The organism is Mycobacteriales bacterium, assembly GCA_040902655.1.
Taxonomy (GTDB): Bacteria; Actinomycetota; Actinomycetes; order Mycobacteriales; family SCTD01; genus SCTD01.
On the sequence record JBBDWV010000014.1, the window covers coordinates 63,127 to 80,816 of the forward strand.

Genomic DNA, 17,690 nt, shown 5'->3' on the forward strand with positions numbered 1-17,690 from the left:
CCTGCGACGCGTGGCAGGTGAGCTGTGGTCCTTCGTCTCCTCGCAGGACGAGTTGCGGGAGATCGTCGGCGAGCCCGCGCAGCGGGTTGCGGAGAAGGTGCGCGACCGGCTCCACCCGATGGACCTGGCGTTCCTGGCGACGTCACCGTTCTGGGCGATGGCCACCGCCTCGGCGGACGGTCGCTGCGACGTGTCGCCGCGGGGCGATCCGGCCGGGTCCTCGGTCGTGGTCCTGAGCGAGACGACGATCGCCCTCGCCGAGCGCCCCGGGAACCGGCGCGCTGACGGCTTCCGGAACCTGCTCACCAACCCTCATGTCGGGCTGCTGTTCGTCGTCCCCGGCCGGGGGGACACCCTGCGCGTCAACGGCCGGGGCCGGCTGGTCCGCGAGGCCCCCTTCTTCGACGACATGGTGGTGCAGGGCCACCGGCCACGGCTGGCCCTCGTCGTCGAGACCGAGGAGATCTTCTTCCACTGCTCCAAGGCCTTCCTCCGGGCCGGGCTGTGGTCACCGGACGACTGGCCGGACGAGGACGAGCTGCCGTCGCGGGCGCAGATCGCGCAGGCTCTGGAGCGGCCTGACGAGACCCTCGAGGCGTTGACCGAGTACTACGGCCCGTCCTACGCCGGGCGGTTGTACCGGGGCTGAGCGGTGCGGCTCACCGCCGCTTGACCGCCTTGCACTTCGCCCGCTCCAGCGGACTCCCGCGGCACACGATCCCCTTGACGACCACCTCGACGGCGTACGGCAGTGCCCGGTCGCCGTCCCGGCTGCCGGAGATCCGCAGCACGTAGGTCCCCGGCCGCACCGCCCTGCCGTTCTCGTCGGTCAGGTCCCACGTCGTCGACACCAGCTCCGAGCCGGTGGTCGCGCCGCTGGTGGTCTGCAGCACCTCACCCTCGCTGTCGCTGACGGTCGAGGTCCAGTCCAGCGCGCCCAGGGTGCGGGCGCTGAGCGCCACCGGACCCCGCGAGCCGCGCAGGTGGGCGGTCCCGCCCGTGAACTCCGGCTCGACGAAGCCCGCGCCCAGCTTCTCGGCCACCTGTGCGCGGATCTGGTCCATCCGGGCGTAGGTCGTCGCGCCGGGGCAGGCGGTGTTGCCGGCGTCGCGGTGCCCGCTGACGACGTCGAAGGTGGCCTTGGTCCCGGCGCTGTACTTCGACGTCCCACCGCCCGCCGAGGTCAGCACCGCCTCGGCCAGCGGGTCGCGGTAGGCCGTCCCGAGCTTCCACGCCAGCACGTCGGTCAGCCTTCCCAGCGTCGCCGCGGACGGCGGGACGGTCGAGAAGTTCCCGAGCAGCGACACCCCCACGGTGTCCCGGTTGAAGCCGCCCGTGTGCGCCCCCATCACGAACCTGTCCAGCCCACCGGCGCGGCCTTCGTACGCCCGGCCGAAGCGGTCGACGAGGTAGTTGTAGCCGATGTCGGACCAGCCGTTGCTCTTCACGTGGTAGGCGTAGATCCCGCGCACCATGGCAGCGGCCTGCTCCGCTGTGTAGTCGTTGCTGCTGGCGGTGTGGTGCACGAAGCCGACCTTGACGGTGGCGTTGTACGACGGGCTGCCGCGGCGGATGGACTCGTCGGCGCCCCACTGCGCGCGGGTGACGATGGCCGGCATCGGCTCCTCGGCGTGCGCCGTGTCGCGCGGCGCCGCGACCGTTGCGTCGGCCGGTGAGGTGCCGGGATCGACCAGCTCGATGGCGACGTCGCGGGGCGTGGCGCCGGAGAGCGCGTCGAGGCGCACCTGCACGCCGTCGCTCGGGCCGGTCCAGATCGGGGCCGACCCGGCGCGGTAGTCCCGGCTGCGGGCCTCGGCGGAGTCGGCGTCCGGGACGTCGTCACCCTCGGCCTCGACGTCGGTCCAGTCCGACCAGCGACCGCCGGAGCGGTGCCGTATCGCCACCTCGACCTCGCCGACGGCCGGGTCCGGTCGCCAGGTGACACCCATCACCGAGAACGGCCGGGTCGTCCGGGCAGCGGTCAGATAGGCAGGCGAGGTCTGCGAGGACCCGAGTGCGCGCAGCGCCGTCGCGTCGACCGCCCGCAGCGGGATGCGCTCCACGCTGGCGGGCACGGGCCGCGGCGTCGCCGTCGCCGGAGTGACGGTCGGCACGCCGACCAGGATTGCCGACAGCGTGACGATCAGCAGGGCGAAGGTGAGCAGGCGGCGCATGGGAGGAACTCCAGACAGCTGGACGACCAACGGGGGCAGGCAGCCACCGCGGCTTCCCCACCGCGACGTCCTGCTCCACTGTCACCTATGGACGCCGGCGAAGCCGGGAGGTTGTGCCAAGCGTGTCTTGCCGGACAGTTCCCGTCAGCGCACCGCCGTCGTCCGCACCGGTGTGGCGTTGCCGTCCGAGCGGGCGTACCAGCTGTGTGCGGTGACCGGGGCGAAGCTGACCGTCCAGCGCCCGTCGCTCCCGGCGGTGACGACCCGGCCGACCCGGAAGGTGGGCAGGTCCCGCGCCCGCCGACCGCCGACCAGCAGGGAGGGCGCGCCGTCGCGCCGGAACAGCACCTCGACCTGTGCGCCGGGGCGGGCCGTGCCGGACAGCGGCACCGCGGTGCCGCGGCGCACCGCGGTCGCACCCGCCACCGTCGGGGCGACCGTCATCCGCCGCACCGCGCCGACGCGGGTGGCCGCCACCGGGCGGTACTCGTACTCGTCGTCGACACCGTGGGACGTGCTGAAGGCGCCGGACCCGTCGGCGGTCAGGGTGGCGCGGCCGGTGAACGCCGTCGCCCCGCGCCGGCGGGTCTCGACAACGACCCGGTCGCCGGGCCGGGCCCGGCCGGCCAGCTGCACCGTCGTGCCGAAGGCGGCGGTCGCCGGTCCGGTCACCGTGGGCATCGTCAGCGTGGCGGCGTCGGCGGAGGACACCCCGTTCGAGGACGCCCAGTACTCGTGGTCCTCGACCCCGGCGTAGGACGTCGCCCACCGGCCGGAGCCGTCGAAGCGCCCGTCACGCAAGCGGCTCCACACGTCGGAGCCACGGCGGCGGAACCACAGCGAGACGGGTGCGCCGGCCGGACCCGCGACCGTGACCTCGACCGGGGCACCGGCCTCGACGGCCTCGGGGGCGGACACCCTCAGCGGGGGAGCCGGCGCGGCAGCCAGCGGCGGTAGATCGCTGATCCGGGTGCTGACCCGGGTGCTGGTCCGGCCGCCGGCGACGGCGAAGTAGCTGTACTCGTCGTTGGCCACGTAGCTGGTCCGGTAGGTGCCGTCCGCCGCCAGCCGGGACTGCCGGCGCCGGTTGTAGGACGGCTCGCCGCGGCGGGCGAACCACAGCTCGACCTCCTGGCCCGGCTCGCCCTGGACGACGACGTCGACCGTGTCGTCGGTCGCGACCTTCGCCGGCGCCGTGACGTCGAGCCCGTTGGGAACCTCCCCGACGAGCGTCTCGGCGTCGTTGGAGGTGACCGTGCTGCTCTTGACGAAGTACTCGTGCGGCAGGTCGGCCGTGTACGTGGTGGTGTACGTGCCGCCGGCGTCGAGCACGCCGGAGCGGCGCTGCACGAAGGCCGGGTCGCCCTGCCGGCGGAACCACACGGTCACGGCGGCACCGGCCGGGCCGGTGGCGGTGACCAGGACGGCAGAACCGGCCGGCGCGGTCACCGGCCCCTGGATCCGCAGGACCGAGGCCTCGCCGGACGGTGCCGAGGTCGGCGCGGGCGACAGCCGGGTCGAGCGCCGGGGAGTCGCGTCGCCGCCGGCGATCGCGAAGAACGTGTAGTCGTCGTCGGCGGGGTAGCTGGTGCTGTAGCTGCCGCTGCTCGACAGCACCGCGTCGCGGCGCTTGGTGAACCCGGCGTCGCCCCGCTTGGCGAACCACACCTCCACGGCTGCGCCCGCCGGGCCGCCGGCCACCGTCAGCGGCACGGTGGCTCCCGGCGCCGCGGTCGCAGGGACGCTCAGCTCGAAGGAGGTCGGGCCGGCGGGCTCGGCCGGCGCGGCGCCTGCCGCCAGGGCCGCAGCGCGGTCCCGGATGCCGGGCAGTGCGGCGACGCCGCGCGCGCCGGGGCAGGCGGTCGTGCTGACGTCCCGGTGGCCGAAGACGGTCGGCAGCTTCACGACCGTCCCGCGGCTGTAGCGGGTGCTGCCGGCGGAGGTCAGCGAGACGCTGCCCCGCGGGTCGACGCCGGCCAGCGAGAGCCGCCACGCGGACAGCTGCGCGACCGACTCCAGCATCTGGCCACTCGGCGTGACGCTCTCGTACGTGCCGATCATCGAGATGCCGACGGTGCCGGTGTTGAAGCCGCCGGCGTGCGCCCCGATCACCGACCGCGACGTCCCGCCGGCGCGGCCCTCCCAGATCCGGCCGAAGCGGTCGACGAGGAAGTTGTAGCCGATGTCGGACCAGCCCTGGCTCTTCACGTGATAGGCGTAGAAGCCACGCAGCAGGCGGGGCACGTCGGCCTCGGAGTAGCCGTTCGCGCTGGCCGTGTGGTGGAGCGTGACGGCCCGGGTGCCGGAGGCGTACGAGGGCGAGCCCGAGCGCAGCGACTCGTCGGCGCCCCACGCGGCGCGGCTGCGCACGAGGGGGGCCTTGGAGGCCGCCTGCGCCTCCGACCGCAGCGCTCCGGTCGCGACCGGGGCGTCCGCCGGCGAGGAGCCGGGGTCGACGAGGGAGAGCCGCAGTCCGGTCGGATCCGCGCCGGACAGCACGTCCACGCGCGCCTGCACGCCGTCGGCCGCTCCGACCCACAGCGGTGACGTCGCGTCGCGGACGCCGGCGGCGTCCTTGGTGCCGGCGTCGGGCTCCTCGTCCGCCAGCCCGCCCAGGTCCTGCCAGCCGGACCAGGTGCCGTCGGTCCGGGTCCGCACCCAGGCCTGCACACCCGAGACCGCCGGGTCCCGCTCCCAGGTGACGCCGACGAGGGCGAAGGGCGCGGTGTCGAGCAGGTCGGTCAGCAGGACGGTGCGCCGGTGGGCACCGGCGACCAGCGCGCCGGTCACGCCGGACGGCGCACCGGACTGCGCCGCCGCCTCGTGCACACCGGCGACGGCCAGCTCCTGCACGACCGGCGGGACCGGTGTCGGCGCTGCGGTCGCAGACGGGGTCAGGACCGGGACGGCCAGCAGGCCGGGCACCAGCAGGGTGAGCAGGGACAGGGAGCGGGACACGCGCACAGGAGGAGCCTTCGCAGCCGACGGCAGGGCGGGAGGACACGCCGCAGCGCTTCCCCTTCCCGTCCTCGGCAGCCGGCGGGTGGTACTGGAGTGACCGGCGGGGCCTACGGGCGAAGGGAGCTCCCGCACAGCCGGAAGGCCTCGGACAGCGCCTCGCGCCAGTCCGGCAGCTGCGGCAGCCCGGCCTCGTCCCAGGCCCGCGACGACAGCGCGCTGTACGCCGGCCGCGGCGCCGGGACGGGGTAGGCGGCCGTGGGGATCGGCAGCACACGGGCCGGATCCGCACCCAGCTCCTCGAAGATCGCGCGGGCGAAGCCGTGCCAGGTCGTCTGTCCCCGGCTGGTGCAGTGATAGGTGCCGGCGGGGACGTCCTCGCGGGCCAGCGCCCACAGCCCCTTGGCCAGGTCACGGCTCCACGTCGGCGACCCGCGTTGGTCGTCGACGACGCTGACCGTCTCCTTCTCCCGCTCCAGCCGCGCCATCGTCTTGACGAAATTCCTGCCGGTGCCGCCGTAGACCCAGGCCGTCCGCACGATCCACGAGGCGTCCGGCAGCAGCTCCCGCACGGCCAGCTCGCCGGCCAGCTTGGTCCTCCCGTAGGCCGACCGCGGTCCGGTCTCGTCGTCGACGTCGTACGGCGGCCCGGCGGCCCGGTCTCCCGGGAAGACGTAGTCGGTGCTGACGTGGACCAGCTTCGCGCCGTTGCTCGCACAGGCCTGCGCGAGCAGCGCCGGCGCCGTCGCGTTCACCGCGTACGCCGTCTCCTCGTCGCTCTCGGCGGCGTCCACGGCGGTGTAGGCGGCGGCGTTGACCACCACGACCCGGTGCCCGGGGCTGTCCGAGCGCACCACCCGACACCACTGCGCCACCGTGTCCTTGACCGCGAACGGGTCGGTGACGTCCAGCTCGGCGGAGGTCAGCCCCCGACAGAAGACGGTCTGCCCGAGCGGCCGCGCCACGTCGACGAAGTCGCTCGCGAGCTGCCCGCCCATCCCGGTGACCAGGAAGGCGAGCGTGTCGCGGGAGCTCACCGCTGCACCGCGGACTTCTCCTTCAGCGGCCGCCACCACGCCTCGTTCTCGCGGTACCACCGCACCGTCTCGGCCAGTCCCTCCTCGAACGAGTGCTGCGGCGCGTAACCCATCGCCGCGAGCTTGCTGTGGTCGACGGAGTAGCGCAGGTCGTGGCCCTTGCGGTCCTGCACCCGCTCGACCATGTCCCAGCCGGCCCCCAGGGCGTCGAGCAGGTGCCCGGTGAGCTCGAGGTTCGACATCTCGCGCCCGCCGCCGATGTTGTAGGACTCCCCGGCCGCGCCGCGCTCGGCCACCAGCTGGATGCCCCGGCAGTGGTCGTCGACGTGCAGCCAGTCACGGACGTTCGCCCCCTCGCCGTAGAGCGGGACCTTCCTCCCGTCGAGCAGGTTGGTGACGAACAGCGGGACGACCTTCTCCGGGAACTGGTAGGGCCCGTAGTTGTTGCTGCACCGCGTCGTCGAGATGTGCAGGCCGTACGTCACGCCGTACGCGCGGGCGAGCAGCTCGGCGCCGGCCTTCGCCGCGGAGTACGGGCTGTTCGGCAGCAGCGGCTCGTCCTCGGTCCACGAGCCGCTCTCGATCGAGCCGTAGACCTCGTCGGTACCGATGTGCACCACCCGGGGGGTGCCGGCCCGCAGGCAGGCGTCGAACAGCGTCTGCGCCCCGAGCACGTTGGTGACCACGAAGTCCTGCGCCCCGGTGATCGAGCGGTCCACATGGGTCTCGGCGGCGAAGTTGACGACCACGTCGTGCCCCGGCAGCACCTGGTCCAGCAGGGCACCGTCGACGAGGTCGCCCTGTACGAACCGGTAGCGCGGCGAGTCGGCGACCGACGCGAGGTTCTCGAGGTTCCCGGCGTAGGTGAGCTTGTCGTAGACGGTCACCTCCGCCCCCGCGTACGCCGGATAGGCGCCGGCCAGCAGCGAGCGGACGTAGTGGGACCCGATGAAGCCGGCACCGCCGGTGACGAAGACGCGCATGGGACGGAAGTCTCCCAGACGGCGAGCTAGGCGATCGAGACGCGGCTGTGGTCGCCGAGCATCAGCCGGTGTGCCCGCGGGAGCGCGCTGGAGGGCACCACCTCGACCTGCTTGCCGATGAGGCTGTCCTCGATCCGGCCGACGCCGCGGATCGAGGACTGCTCGAGCACGATCGAGTGCTCGATCTCGGTGTCCTCCAGCGTGCAGCCGAAGTAGATCGAGGTGAAGGGCCCGACGTAGGTGTCGCGCAGGACCGTGTCGCGGCCGATGATCGCCGGCCCGCGGACGGTCGAGCGCTCGACCACCGCGCCCTCCTCCACGACCACCCGGCCGGTCAGGACGGAGTCGGCGTCGACGGAGCCGCGGACGGCCGGCTCGAGGGACTCCAGCACCTTGCGGTTGCACTCGAGCATGTCCTCGAGACGCCCGGTGTCCTTCCAGTAGCCGGTGACCAGGTGCGGGCGCACGTCGCGGCCCTCGTCGATCAGCCACTGCAGCGCGTCGGTGATCTCCAGCTCGCCGCGGGCCGACGGCTTGATCGCCCGCACGGCGTCGTGCACGACCGGGCGGAACATGTAGACGCCGACCAGGGCCAGATCGCTGCGCGGCTCCTTCGGCTTCTCCACCAGCGTCGTGACGCCGCCGTGCGGCCCGAGCTCCGCCACCCCGAACTGCGACGGGTTCTCCACCCGCGTCAGCAGGATCTGCGCGTCGTAGGTCCCGGCGCGGAACTCCTGGACCAGCTCGGTGATGCCGCCGATGATGAAGTTGTCGCCGAGGTACATGACGAAGTCGTCGGCACCGAGGAAGTCCTGCGCGATGAGCACGCAGTGCGCGAGGCCGAGCGGCGCGGTCTGCCGGATGTAGGTGACGCGGATCCCGAGCGCGGAGCCGTCGCCCACCGCCGCCTCGATCTCGGCGTGGGTGTCCCCGACGATGATCCCGACCTCGGTGACGCCTGCGTCGCGGATCGCCTCGAGGCCGTAGAAGAGCACCGGCTTGTTGGCGACCGGCACGAGCTGCTTGGCACTGGTATGGGTGATCGGGCGCAGGCGGGTGCCCGCGCCGCCGGACAGCACGAGTGCCTTCATGTCGCAGCAGGCTAGTCGTGTCGCCGCCGCGGTGATCGCCGAGTCGCTACCCTGGGGCACGGGCGGGGAACCTCGCCGCAGCCGAACACGTCCTCGGGGTGGACGACCCTGCGACGAGGAGACTTCTCCGGTGACGGACCCGAGGGACTGGAAGGCCGGCGGCGAGCAGCCGCCGGCCGAGCGTCCCCGCGCGAACGAGCTGCCGGCACACCTGGACCCGCGGGGCCCGAGGCACGGCGTGCCGCCCCGGCCGCCGCGCACCGTGCCGCCACGCAAGCCCGGGTCCGCACGGCACGCGGCCGGCGGTCGCCCGGTGTCCGCCGCCGGGATGCGGGGACGAGCGACCTGGTCCGGTTCGGGGGCGGTCCTGCCGGACACGCCGCCGCCCCGCCGGCGCCGGGCAGCGCGGGTGATGTCGTGGATCGCGGTGGTCACGTCGGTGTCGATCCTGGCCGCCGCGGGAGCGGGCTGGGCGCTGCTCAGCTTCTACGACGGCAAGATCAACCGGATCCCCGGCCTGGACATCGGCACGCGCCCGGCCGACCTGCCGCGGGACGCGAAGAACATCCTCATCGTCGGCTCGGACAGCCGCGGTGATCTGAAGCCGGGCGAGGGCACCCAGGGCACGGGCAAGAACTTCGTCAGCGGCCAGCGCTCCGACACCGTCATCCTGGCGCACCTCTACGGTGACGCCGACCAGGCGCAGCTCATCAGCTTCCCCCGCGACGCATGGGTGGAGATCCCCGAGCACACCGACCTCGAGACGGGCGAGTTCGTCCAGGCCCGGATGGGCAAGCTGAACATCGCCTTCTTCGAGGGGGGGCCGCCGCTGCTGATCCGGACGATCTCGCAGCTCACCGGCCTCTACGTCGACCACTACATGCAGATCGACTTCGACGGCTTCCAGGCCATCGTCGACAAGCTCGACGGGGTCGAGGTCTGCCTGCCCAAGGCAGCCAAGGAGAAGGACTCGGGGATCGATCTGCCGGCCGGCCGCTCGGTCATCAAGGGGGATCAGGCGCTGGCCTTCGTCCGCCAGCGCAAGGGTCTTCCGGGGGGTGACATCGACCGGATCGAGCGCCAGCAGCAGTTCATCGGCGCGATCGTGCGCAAGGTGCTGTCCGCCGGCACGCTGCTCAACCCGGTGCGGATCAACGGTGTCGTCACCGTCGCCACCGAGTCGCTGGAGGTGGACGAGGATCTGGGCAGGGGCGACCTGCAGAAGCTGGCGCTGCGCCTGCGCAACTTCGACGCCGGTGGCGTCGTCTTCACCACAGTGCCGATCGAGAAGAGCAACGGCTACCGCCAGGGGCAGTCGGTGGTGCTGCTCGACGAGGCCGAGGGGGCGGTGCTGTTCGACCAGTTGCGCCGGGACCAGGCACCTGCCGCCCCCGAGAAGCCGGGGAAGGGCGCGGAGCCGTCGGAGCCGCTCATCGTCGCTCCCGACAAGGTGCGGGTCCGCGTCTACAACAGCGCGGGGGCGCAGGGTCTGGCCCGCCAGGCAGCCGGCGAGCTCGAGCGGGTGGGCTTCCAGATCGTCGGCGAGCCCGGCAACCGGGGCAGCGGCGCCGAGCAGACGGTGGTCGTGCACGGGTCGGACAAGGCCGATTCGGCGCGCACCCTGGCCGCCGCCCTCCCCGGAGCCGACCTGCGGCTGGATCCGGCCCTGGACGGCAAGCCGCTCGAGGTCCTGGTCGGCTCCTCGTTCACCACCGCCAGGGAGGTCACCGTCCAGGGCGGTCGCACGTCGAGGCCAGCCGCTGCCTCGCCGACCTCTGCGCCGGTCGTGACCGCGGCGCAGGACCCCTGCGCGGCATGACCGGCCTGACCGCCTGGACCGGCGGCCTGGCCGGCGAGCGCGACCCGGCGCAGCCGCTGCTGACCCTGCACGACGGCCCGGCGCGGGTCGAGCTGTCCGGCGCCACCACCGCCAACTGGGTCGCGAAGTCGGCCAACCTGCTCGTCGACGGGCTGGGCGGGCCACAGCGGGTCGGTCTTCTGCTGCCCCTGCACTGGCAGAGCGTCGCCCTGCTGCTGGCCGGTGTCGCCACCGGCGCGACCGTCGTCCTGGCCCGCGATGCCGCCGGGCTGGCCGGCTGTGACGCCGCCTTCACCACCGAAGAGCAGGCGGCGGGCGCGCTCGACGCCGGCGTGGACGATGTCCTCGCCCTGTCCGGCCACCCGCTCGGGGCGCCCTGCGGGCCGCTGCCGGCGATGGTGACCGACTACGCCCGCGAGGTCCCGTCCTACGGCGACGGCTGGGGCGGTCCCCGTCCGGCGGACGTCCGGATCGAGGTGGCGGGCGCCGTGCTGAGCGACCTGCCGCCGTACCCCGTCACGACCGCCGACCGGGTGCTGTTCGCGACGTCGCTGGGCGAGCCGGTCGGCCTGGCGGCGCTGCTCGCCGTGCTGCGCGCCGGCGCCGCGCTGGTCCTGCTGCCCGACCCGACGTCGGTCGATCTCGCACGGGTCGCGGCGGACGAACGGGCCACCGCGACCTGGGGCGTCACACAGCCGGACCTGCCTGCCCTGGGGTGAAGGAAAGGCGCCGGGCGACCGACCTGAGGAGCACCCCCTGACGTGCGACCATCGTGGTCGCCGCAGTCCCTCCCGGAGCAGGAGCCGTCCTCCCGTGCCCTACCGCTCGTCTGCACCGCGCTCGGCGCGCACCGCCATGCCCGCCGTGCTGGCCGGGCTGGCGCTGCTGATCACCGCCTGCGGCTCCTCCTCGGCCGCTGAACCGGCAGCTGCGAAGGCGTACTCCGCCGACGTGCGCGACGTCGCGCTCGAGGTCGGCGGCCACCAGCGCAGCTACCTGCTCCAGCCGGCCCGGCGCCTGGCACCGGGCGAACGGTCGGCCCTGGTGGTCGTCCTGCACCAGGAGGGCGGCACCCCGCGCGGCGTGGCCGCCGAGACCGACCTGGCCGCGCTGCGGGCGCGCGGTGCGACGCTGGCCTACCCGGCCGGCGTGGACCGGTCCTGGGACGCCGGCGCCTGCTGCGGCCCGCCCAAGGCCGCCGGCATCGACGACATCGCGTTTCTCGAAGCCGTCTTCGCCGATGCCGCCGAGCAGGCGCCCGTCGACCCGGCCCGCACCGCCCTGGTCGGCTACTCCAGCGGCGGCATGCTCACCTACCGCTACGCCTGCGCCCGCCCCGGCCGGCTGGCCGCTGCGGTGGTCGTCAGCGGCTCGCTGGAGAGCCCGTGCGGTCAGGCGATCACGACACCGGACGTGCTGGCGCTGCACGGCAAGGCGGACGGCACCATCGGGCTCGATCGACCCGTCTTCATCGAGGCGCTCGGGCTGGCGCCCCGGCCCGTGGTCAGCAGCCTGGGCATCTTCACCAGGAGCGCCGGCTGCCCGGCAGCCCCCCGCACCACTCTGCTGCCGGACGCCGAAGTCCGCCGCTGGGTCGGCTGCCGCGGCGGCGACGTCGAGGCGATGCTCGTCGAGCGGGCCGGACACGGCTGGGCCAAGCTGGACGCCTCCCGCCGGACCAGCGAGTTCCTGTCGGCCCACCTGATGATCGGTTGACCCCGTGCCCCTGACCGCGACGACACGGCGGCTGGCTGCGGTGGGGCTGATGGTGCGGCGCCCGGCGGTGCTGGCCGCGCTCGCGGTGCTGGTCGCGGCCGGGACGCTCCTGCCGTTCGCCCTGTCCGCAGCGCCCGCCGTCTCGGCGACCTCCCCCTCTCTCGCCGAGCCGCTCCCCCCGCCGGCCGTGCCGACGGCACGACCGGCCGCTCCCGTGCCGCAGGTCGGCCCCGGCACCCCCGGCGGCGACAGCAGACGGATGACCCTGCAGTCCGGCGGCCTGGAGCGGACCTACTTCCTGCTGCCGGCCCTCGGGCTCGAGCCGGGCGAGAAGGCGTCGCTGCTGGTCGTGCTGCACCAGGACGTGAGCAGCGGCCGCGAGATCGCCAAGGACCTCGGTCTGGACCCACTGCGCCGGGACGGCGTCACGCTGGCCTATCCCAACGGCTTCGGCGGCTCGTGGAACTCCGGCGCGTGCTGCGGCATCGCCGCGCAGCAGGACATCGACGACGTCGGCTTCGTCAACGCCGTGCTGGACGACGTCGGCCGGCACACCCCGGTCGACCCGGCCCGGAGGGCGCTGCTGGGTTACTCGGGCGGCGGCATGCTCGCCTACCGCCTGCTGTGCGGCGAGCACCCTCCGCTGGTGGCTGCCGTCGAGATCAACGGCAGCCTCGAGGCGCACTGCCGCAACGGCCTGGCGGTGCCCGACCTGCTCTCTGTGCACGGCGAGAAGGACGGCAGCATCGGCGTCACCACCTCGCGCTTCGTCAACCATCTGCACATGGCTCCGCGGTCGGTCGCCTCGACGCTGGCCACGGTCACCGGCCAGGCCGGCTGCAACGAGCAGCGGACCAGCCGGTCCAACGGCATCGAGCTGTGGCGCTGGGACGGCTGCCGCGGTGGCGGCACCGTCGAGGTGCAGATCGTGCCGGGCGCCGGTCACGGCTGGGCCGACGTCGGCGGCGCCGAACGTGCGCTGAGCTGGCTGCGTCCGCGGCTGTCCCGCCGCTAGGCCATCGCTGGACCGGCCTCGGCGGCTGTCGCTACTGAAGCTGAGCCGGTGTCCGCAGGAGCCATCGGGCGTCGCCGCCCTCGCTCGTGTAGCGCTCGGCGGAGTGCGGGCCGGCCTCGTCCGCCAGATCCATCAGCAGGGTCAGCGGCACACCGTCGCGCAACAGGGCGAAGGTGTGGCGGACCAGACCCGGCACGTCGGCGGCCGAGGGGCGGGCAGGAAGCAGTGCTGCGGCGGACGTCTCCACGTCGTCTCCTTCATCGGGTCGGACCCCCTGCATCGGAGGCCGGCACCGACCGGAACACGCCCGAACGGGTGCTCAGGTCGCGATCCGGCGGCCGAGATGTGTCGCGCAGCGCGGTGTACACCACACGTCAACATTTCTCGATTGTTGACCTGTGGTGCACAACCCCCGGCAGCACACATGTCTGCGCAGCGCTGCGCTACGCCAGCAGCTGGCGCGCCATCACCATCCGCTGCACCTGGTTGGTGCCCTCGTAGATCTGGGTGATCTTGGCGTCGCGCATCATCCGCTCGACCGGGAAGTCGCGGGTGTAGCCGTAGCCGCCGAACAGCTGCACGGCATCGGTGGTCACCGACATCGCCGTGTCGGACGCGAAGGTCTTGCTCGCGCTGGACAGGAAGGTCAGGCCGGCGTCGCCCCGCTCGGCGCTGGCGTTCGCGACGTAGACCAGCTGGCGGGCCGCCTCCACCTTCATCGCCATGTCGGCGAGCAGGAACTGCACGCCCTGGAACTCGGCGACCGCCTTGCCGAACTGCTTGCGCTGCTTCACGTAGGCGATCGCCGCGTCCAACGCCCCCTGCGCGATGCCCACCGCCTGCGCACCGATCATCGACCGGGTGTGGTCCAGGGTCTTCAGCGCCGTGATGAAGCCGGTGCCCTCCTCGCCGATCATGCGGTCGGCCGGGATGCGGCAGTCCTCGAAGTAGATCTCGCAGGTCGGGGAGCCCTTGATCCCCATCTTGCGCTCCTTCGTGCCGACCGAGAAGCCGGGATCGTCGGCGTGCACGACGAACGCCGAGATGCCCTTGGGGCCCTTGCCCGGTTCGGTGCTCGCCAGCACCGTGTAGTGGGTGTTGACGCCGGCGCCGGTGATCCAGCACTTGGTGCCGTTCAGGACATAGCAGTCGCCGTCACGGACCGCCCGCGTCTTCATCGCGGCGGCATCCGACCCCGCCTCCCGCTCCGACAGGGCGTACGAGAACGTCGCCGTACCCGCAGCGACCTGCGGCAGGTAGCGCTCCTTGAGCTCCTCGGAGCCGGACAGGATCAGCCCCATGGTGCCGAGCTTGTTGCCGGCCACGATCAGCGAGCTGGACGCGCAGACGCGCGCGATCTCCTCGACCACGATCGAGTGCGCGATCCGGTCGGCGCCGGCCCCGCCGTACTGCTCCGGTACGTGGAGGGCGAGCAGGTCGGCGCGTCTGAGCTCCTCGTGGACGTCCCACGGGTACTCCGCCGTCTCGTCGATCTCGGCGGCCCGTGGGGCGATCTTGTCCTCCGCCAGCTCACGGACGCTCTTGCGCAGCAGCGCATGCTCCTCGGTGACGGAGAACAGGCTGTAGGACGGGTCGCCGGCGTACATGCCGCGATCGTATGCGGAGGCGCGCGATCGGCCGGCCGGACGTCGCCACTACCCTCTGCGACATGAGCGACCGTCCTCGCCTGACCGTCATCGGCACCGGCTACCTGGGAGCCACGCACGCCGTCTGCATGGCCGAGCTCGGCTTCGAGGTGCTCGGGCTGGACGTGCTGCCGGAGAAGGTGGCGGCGCTGCAGTCGGGGACGGTGCCGTTCTACGAGCCCGGCCTCCCGGAGCTGCTGCAGAAGACCCTCGACTCCGGCCGGCTGCGCTTCACGACCTCCTACGAGGAGGCCGGGGAGTTCGGCGACGTGCACTTCGTCTGCGTGGGGACGCCGCAGAAGAAGAGCGAGTACGCCGCCGACATGACCTACGTCGACGCCGCCTTCACCGCCCTGATCCCGCACGCGAAGGCGGGGGCCCTGCTGGTCGGCAAGTCCACCGTGCCGGCCGGTACCGCCGAGCGGCTGGCCGCGCAGATCGAGCGGATGCGGGGCAGCGAGCTGGAGCTGGCCTGGAACCCGGAGTTCCTGCGCGAGGGCTTCGCCGTCCAGGACACCCTCACCCCGGACCGCCTGGTGTTCGGGGTGCGCTCGGCCCGGGCCGAGGAGCAGCTGCGGACGGCGTTCGCGCCCGTCATCGAGCACCCGACTCCCGTCGTCGTCACCGACTTCGCGACCGCGCAGCTGGTCAAGGTCGCCGCGAACGCCTTCCTGGCCACCAAGATCTCCTTCATCAACGCGATGGCCGAGGTCTGCGAGGCCACCGGCGGTGACGTGACACTGCTGAGCAAGGCGCTGTCGTACGACACCCGCATCGGCGGGCGGTTCCTGCACGCGGGGCTCGGCTTCGGAGGTGGCTGCCTGCCCAAGGACATCCGCGCGTTCATGGCCCGGGCGGGCGAGCTCGGGGTGGACCAGGCGCTGTCGTTCCTCAAGGAGGTCGACGCGATCAACCTGCGCCGCCGGGCCCGCATGATCGACCTGGCCCGCGAGCTGTGCGGCGGCAGCTTCGGCGGCATGCGGGTTTCGGTGCTGGGCGCGGCCTTCAAGCCCAACAGCGACGACATCCGCGACAGCCCCGCGCTCGATGTCGCCGCCAGCATCCAGAAGCAGGGCGCCGCCGTCTGCCTCTACGACCCCGAGGCGATGGACAACGCCCGGATCAAGCATCCCCAGCTGGGCTACCGCGACTCGGCCGTCGAGGCCGCGAAGGGCGCCGACATCGTGCTGCACCTGACCGAGTGGGCGGAGTTCCGCGAGATGGACCCGGCGGTGTTGTCCGAGGTGGTCTCCGTCAGGCGCATCGTGGACGGCCGCAACGCCCTGGACCCCGAGAGATGGCGTGCCGCCGGCTGGACCTATCGCGCTCTCGGTCGCCCCTGAGGCTGCTGCATCCGGGCAGGGAGGCCGGTCAGCCGTACGACCCGGACCGCACGATGCCGTCGACGACGGTCAGCCGGATCCGGTTCGGCCGGAAGTCCGCCGTCAGGATGGCCCCCGGGCCGTGCGGCTGGACGACGAAGTCGGCTGCCTCACCGATCCGGACCGCCTCCTGCACCGGCAGCCCGTGCAGCTGCTCGATCAGTGCCCGCGCTGTCTCGGCCGTCTCGTCGTCCATGCGTCCAGCCTCTCAGGTGCGCAGCTGGTCCTGCAGCGCGACGTCCTTGGCCCGGGCCGTCTCGGCCAGCCGCTCCTGGAATCGTCGCATCTGTTCGAGCAGCTCCGGGTCGCCGGCGCCGAGGATGCGCACCGCGAGCAGCCCGGCGTTGCGCGCGCCACCGACCGAGACGGTTGCCACCGGTACGCCGGCCGGCATCTGCACGATCGACAGCAGCGAGTCCAGGCCGTCCAGGTGCTGGAGCGGGACCGGCACGCCGATGACCGGCAGCGGGGTCATCGAGGCGACCATTCCCGGCAGGTGTGCGGCTCCACCGGCGCCGGCGACGACGACCCGCAGCCCGCGCGTGTCCGCCGTGGCAGCCCAGTCGAGCATGTCGCGCGGGGTGCGGTGCGCCGAGAGCACCCGCGCCTCGTACGGCACGCCGAACTCCTCCAGCGCCTGCGCGGCAGCCGACATCACCGGCCAGTCCGAGTCGCTGCCCATCACGACACCTACGCGTCCAGCCACGCGCCCGTCCTCAGGTAGTGCGCGCCGACCTGCGCGCGCCGTCGTACGGCCTCGAGATCGTCGCCGAGAGCGGTCACGTGTCCGATCTTGCGGCCGGCCCGCACCGTCTTGCCGTAGAGGTGCACCTTCAGCGCCGGATCGCGGCCGAAGAGCAGGTGCAGCCGGCGGTCGAGGTCGCCCTCCCCTGCGTCCCCGGCGCTGTCGTCGCCGCCGAGCAGGTTGGCCATGACCACCCACGGCGCCGTCAGTGTCGTCGCCCCGAGCGGGTAGTCGAGCACCGCCCGCAGGTGCTGCTCGAACTGGGAGGTGCGTGCTCCTTCGATGGTCCAGTGGGCGCTGTTGTGCGGCCGCATGGCCAGCTCGTTCACCAGCAGCCCCGCACTGGTGTCGAACAGCTCGACGGCCAGCACGCCCACGACGTCGAGCTCGTCGGCCAGCCGCAGCGCGATGCCCTGCGCCTCGAGCGCCTGCTCCTCCGACAGGTCCGGCGCCGGAGCGATCACCTCGATACAGATGCCGTCGGACTGCACCGTCTCGACGACCGGCCAGGCCGCACCCTGCCCGTACGGCGAACGCGCGACGACCGCGGCGAGCTCACGCCGCAGCGGCACCAGCTGCTCGGCCACCAGCCGGACCCCGCTCGCGACGATCTCCGCCGCCCCGGCGGCGTCGCTGACCACCCACACGCCCTTGCCGTCATAGCCGCCGGTGGCCGCCTTGAGCACCAGTGGCCAACCGACGTGGTGTGCGAACCCCTCGATGTCCCGCACCGTCGCGACCGGCGTGAACGGCGGTACGGCCACACCGAGCGCGGCCAGCCGCTCACGCATGACCAGCTTGTCCTGCGCGTGCCGCAGTGCGGCGGACCCGGGACAGATGCGCAGCCCCTCGTCCTCCAGCGCCTCGAGCAGCCCGCCCGGCACGTGCTCATGGTCGAAGGTCACGACCTCGCAGCCCTGCGCGAACGCACGGAGGTCGTCCAGCGACGTGTGGTCGCCGACGGTGACGCCCCGGGCGACCAGCGCGGCGCTGTCGTGGGAGGCGTCGGCGAGCACCCGCAAGGACAGGCCGAGGGCGATGGAGGCCTGGTGGGTCATCCGGGACAGCTGGCCACCGCCGACCATGCCGACGACGGGGAGCCCCATCGGGCCGCGGATCGCCAT

Annotated in this window: 16 protein-coding genes; 6 read left to right on the forward strand and 10 right to left on the reverse strand. The window is 73.1% G+C overall.

Annotated elements, in window-relative coordinates; all coding sequences use genetic code 11:
* Nucleotides 1-10: 10 nt before the first annotated feature.
* A complete protein-coding gene (locus WD794_03285; GenBank protein ID MEX2289332.1) occupies nt 11-649 on the forward strand; it encodes a pyridoxamine 5'-phosphate oxidase family protein in 639 nt (212 codons plus the stop codon).
* A gap of 10 nt (nt 650-659) precedes the next feature.
* Here the strand turns inward: WD794_03285 and WD794_03290 are convergent, their stop codons facing one another.
* The 5 genes from WD794_03290 to WD794_03310 form a co-directional block, all read right to left on the reverse strand.
* Nucleotides 660-2,174, reverse strand: a complete 1,515-nt coding sequence (locus WD794_03290; protein ID MEX2289333.1) for an N-acetylmuramoyl-L-alanine amidase — start codon at nt 2,172-2,174, stop codon at nt 660-662.
* Nucleotides 2,175-2,318: 144 nt separating this feature from the next.
* Nucleotides 2,319-5,132: a peptidoglycan recognition protein gene (locus WD794_03295; GenBank protein MEX2289334.1), complete on the reverse strand. Its 2,814-nt coding sequence runs from the start codon at nt 5,130-5,132 to the stop codon at nt 2,319-2,321.
* A 110-nt stretch (nt 5,133-5,242) separates the two neighbouring features.
* Entirely contained in the window at nt 5,243-6,169 is a 927-nt protein-coding gene (gene rfbD, locus WD794_03300) for a dTDP-4-dehydrorhamnose reductase (protein MEX2289335.1), read from the reverse strand.
* Entirely contained in the window at nt 6,166-7,152 is a 987-nt protein-coding gene (gene rfbB / locus WD794_03305; GenBank protein MEX2289336.1) for a dTDP-glucose 4,6-dehydratase, read from the reverse strand. Before rfbB ends, rfbD begins: the two co-directional genes overlap by 4 nt.
* A 26-nt stretch (nt 7,153-7,178) precedes the next feature.
* The gene (locus WD794_03310) at nt 7,179-8,243 is read right to left on the reverse strand and encodes a glucose-1-phosphate thymidylyltransferase (protein MEX2289337.1); all 1,065 of its coding nucleotides are present in this window, start codon (nt 8,241-8,243) and stop codon (nt 7,179-7,181) included.
* 130 nt (nt 8,244-8,373) lie between these two features.
* Between WD794_03310 and WD794_03315 the strand changes: the two genes are divergently transcribed.
* The 4 genes from WD794_03315 (at nt 8,374) to WD794_03330 (ending at nt 12,793) form a co-directional block, all read left to right on the forward strand.
* Complete coding sequence (locus WD794_03315; GenBank protein ID MEX2289338.1) at nt 8,374-10,062, forward strand: LCP family protein; 1,689 nt, start codon at nt 8,374-8,376, stop codon at nt 10,060-10,062.
* The gene (locus WD794_03320) at nt 10,059-10,781 is read left to right on the forward strand and encodes a TIGR03089 family protein (protein ID MEX2289339.1); all 723 of its coding nucleotides are present in this window, start codon (nt 10,059-10,061) and stop codon (nt 10,779-10,781) included. The genes WD794_03315 and WD794_03320 overlap by 4 nt, the downstream gene beginning before the upstream one ends.
* Nucleotides 10,782-10,875: 94 nt before the next feature.
* Entirely contained in the window at nt 10,876-11,778 is a 903-nt protein-coding gene (locus WD794_03325) for a hypothetical protein (protein MEX2289340.1), read from the forward strand.
* A 4-nt stretch (nt 11,779-11,782) separates the two neighbouring features.
* Complete coding sequence (locus WD794_03330; GenBank protein MEX2289341.1) at nt 11,783-12,793, forward strand: hypothetical protein; 1,011 nt, start codon at nt 11,783-11,785, stop codon at nt 12,791-12,793.
* Between the two features lie 31 nt (nt 12,794-12,824).
* Here WD794_03330 and WD794_03335 read toward each other — a convergent pair whose 3' ends face one another.
* On the reverse strand, nt 12,825-13,040 hold the full coding sequence (locus tag WD794_03335; GenBank protein ID MEX2289342.1) for a hypothetical protein: 216 nt from the start codon (nt 13,038-13,040) through the stop codon (nt 12,825-12,827).
* Between the two features lie 196 nt (nt 13,041-13,236).
* Nucleotides 13,237-14,400: an acyl-CoA dehydrogenase family protein gene (locus WD794_03340; protein MEX2289343.1), complete on the reverse strand. Its 1,164-nt coding sequence runs from the start codon at nt 14,398-14,400 to the stop codon at nt 13,237-13,239.
* Nucleotides 14,401-14,462: 62 nt separating this feature from the next.
* On the opposite strand from WD794_03340, the gene WD794_03345 reads away from it, so the two are divergent.
* Nucleotides 14,463-15,782 carry a UDP-glucose/GDP-mannose dehydrogenase family protein gene (locus tag WD794_03345; GenBank protein MEX2289344.1) on the forward strand — a complete coding sequence of 440 codons (1,320 nt, stop codon included), beginning with the start codon at nt 14,463-14,465 and terminating at the stop codon, nt 15,780-15,782.
* A 28-nt stretch (nt 15,783-15,810) separates the two neighbouring features.
* Here WD794_03345 and WD794_03350 read toward each other — a convergent pair whose 3' ends face one another.
* From WD794_03350 to WD794_03360, 3 genes are read right to left on the reverse strand one after another with little or no spacing between them, the layout of a single operon-like run.
* Nucleotides 15,811-16,017, reverse strand: a complete 207-nt coding sequence (locus WD794_03350) for a hypothetical protein (protein MEX2289345.1) — start codon at nt 16,015-16,017, stop codon at nt 15,811-15,813.
* A gap of 12 nt (nt 16,018-16,029) precedes the next feature.
* A complete protein-coding gene (gene purE, locus WD794_03355; GenBank protein MEX2289346.1) occupies nt 16,030-16,503 on the reverse strand; it encodes a 5-(carboxyamino)imidazole ribonucleotide mutase in 474 nt (157 codons plus the stop codon).
* Between the two features lie 8 nt (nt 16,504-16,511).
* Nucleotides 16,512-17,690, reverse strand: a complete 1,179-nt coding sequence (locus tag WD794_03360; protein ID MEX2289347.1) for a 5-(carboxyamino)imidazole ribonucleotide synthase — start codon at nt 17,688-17,690, stop codon at nt 16,512-16,514.